The following is a 2,124-nucleotide window of genomic DNA, read 5'->3' on the forward strand; positions in this document are numbered from 1 at the left end:
GTTTGAACAGAGTGAAAACCAGCGCCTTGAGACGCTGGTTGGTATCACTCGGGCTTATAGCCCATGAACAAACCACCCGTTTTACGGGTGGTCATGATTATTTTCAATCTCTACGATGTCTTTTAAAAACTGTGATGAATCAACTTCAACGGAATTTCTAGTTTTTGGAGATAACAGGGTTAATTTGTCCTTTGCTCTAGTCATAGCTACATAAAACATTCTTCTTTCTTCTTCAAATATATTTTCGTAATTCTTGTTGTTGGAGTCAATATTTGTAGGAAACTCTCCATCTATCAAATCGATAATGAATACTTCATCAAATTCCAAACCTTTTGCAGAATGTACAGTTAATAAATTTAGATTACTAGTATGTTTTATAGAATCCTTTTGGATTTTCTTTAAATTTTCAATTTCATTGATAAAATCTTCGTAGCACTCACAATCTTTAAATAAATATTTATATATTTCAGTCAAAAGGTCTAATGATATCTTTTGGTTTTGGAGTAGAACACTGTCCTCAATATATGTTTTGTAATCAATATCATTCATAATGATATCAATTTTCTTGGAACCTTTTGCTCTTTTTATTCCTGAAAAAAATGATTTTAAATCCATAAATCTGTCTACATAATACCTACTTAGAGTTGAATCATCCAAAAGACGATCCAAAACAGGAATTGATTCATCGTAAGTTTCCAGTTGATTTATGGATGTTTTTTTAATGTAGCTGTTTAGTTTGTAATAAATATCTCTAAAAAGTCCGACAGATGTTTTGTTTTCAGAAAAAGCAATCATTTTTAAAATATCATTGAGCACAAAATGATTGTAAAAATCATCTTTTTGATATCTAGAGTGAAAATTAATATCTTGATCGTGTAAATACTTCGTTAGAGCTATAGACGAAATATTCTTTCTGTACAAAATTGCAGTCTTTTTATCAGGATTTATATTGCTTTTTAGATAAGAAAACATGGACAAAAAGTTTTGAGGAAATTTTATTATTATTTTTTTATCTGATGATTTTGTGGATGTAACATCTTTATTGTATCGATTTTTATTCTGTTTTATAAATAGGTTACTTGCGTCAACTATTTTGTCCGTACATCTGAAATTCTGGTCGATATAATAAATACTAGCATCTGGGAAAATCTTATTAAAATCTAACAAATAGCTAGGATCTGCTCCTCTAAAAGAATAAATCGACTGGTCGTCATCTGCTACAATAAACAAATTATTTTCAGGGTAGGCGATTTTTTTGATTAATTCAAATTGAATTTTTGAAGTATCTTGTCCTTCGTCTACTTGAAAAAATTTGTACTTACGTTTAATTCTTTTTAGAATATAATCATCTTCGTTGAGTATCTCAAATGATTTTGTAAGCATATCATCAAAATCAATATAAAAATTATTTTTCTTGAAATTTTCGTATTCTAGGTATATTTGTTCAAAATTTTCAATATCGAATTTCGGAAAATCTTTGACTATCATCATATTTTTACAATAGCCATAGTATTGCAAGAACTTTTCGACGTCTTCATCCTTAGAGTTTGTTTTATTGATTTTTCTTATTATATTTCTAATCACAAGATATTTATTGATATCATTATTAGATTCAAGAATTTTGAATATTCTATTATTCATTTTATAATGTAGTTTTATAATATAATAGCAAAAAGAATGAATCGTGGAAAAATAGGCAGATTCTGTTTCTGGAAATTTTTCAGAAAATCTTTCTTTCATATCTACTGCTTGAGATTTGCTAAATGTTATTGATAAGATACTTTTTGGATCAATATTGTGAACTTTTTCCAAGTATTTTATTCTATTAAGAAGTACGGTAGTTTTACCGGCTCCTGGAACTGCCAATACTAATGCAGGGGATTCAAAATGAGAGATTGCTTTTTGCTGATTTTCAGTAAATTTCATATTATCACCTTTAATTATTATATCAAAATGTTTGTGATTATTCGCAATTTGTAGTATTATTTAATTATAAGATTTATGATAAGGGGTAAGTAAAATGTCAATGAATGAATTTTTAGAAAATAGAAAATCAGTAAGAGATTTTAAATCAAAAAATCTTAGTGATTCAGATTTAAAAAAAGTTGAATCTATTATTTTTGA

The 2,124-nt window shown here is 27.4% G+C and carries 1 protein-coding gene; it reads right to left on the reverse strand.

From position 1 onward, the window contains the following. Positions 1–81: 81 nt before the first annotated feature. The gene (locus KHW44_RS08920; RefSeq protein WP_304068622.1) at positions 82–1,926 is read right to left on the reverse strand and encodes an ATP-dependent helicase; all 1,845 of its coding nucleotides are present in this window, start codon (positions 1,924–1,926) and stop codon (positions 82–84) included. Positions 1,927–2,124 lie beyond the last annotated feature (198 nt).

The organism is Finegoldia magna (assembly GCF_018371055.1).
Lineage (GTDB): Bacteria > Bacillota > Clostridia > Tissierellales > Peptoniphilaceae > Finegoldia > Finegoldia magna_I.